This is a genomic window from Pauljensenia sp. UMB6358 (genome assembly GCF_030216865.1).
GTDB lineage: Bacteria > Actinomycetota > Actinomycetes > Actinomycetales > Actinomycetaceae > Pauljensenia > Pauljensenia turicensis_A.
Map to the genome: position 1 here is coordinate 1 of NZ_JASOMS010000181.1, position 265 is coordinate 265.

The following is a 265-nucleotide window of genomic DNA, read 5'->3' on the forward strand; positions in this document are numbered from 1 at the left end:
AACTCTGGCCAGGGTGCCCCCAAAAATGCTAGTGCTTATTGCACTTCTCGGTTCTTAGCTCAAGATTGCGCATGCGCGCGTGTAGATCCTCAGCTGCGATAGCCTGCTCGCGCCGATAATCCCCAACCTGATGCCCCAGGCTCTTCACCTGATCAAGTAGGAGATCGAACCGGCGATCTTGCTCCTTTTGCATGCGCTCAATACGATTAACCGCATCACGCAAAGATGAGCCGTGATTGGTCTCCAACTGCTCTCGGGTCTCGCA

Annotated in this window: 1 protein-coding gene; it reads right to left on the minus strand. The window is 54.3% G+C overall.

What is annotated here, in order from left to right:
- Positions 1 to 28 precede the first annotated feature (28 nt).
- Positions 29 to 265: hypothetical protein (locus tag QP381_RS09100; protein WP_442953421.1), on the minus strand; the 237-nt coding region annotated here is incomplete at its 5' end.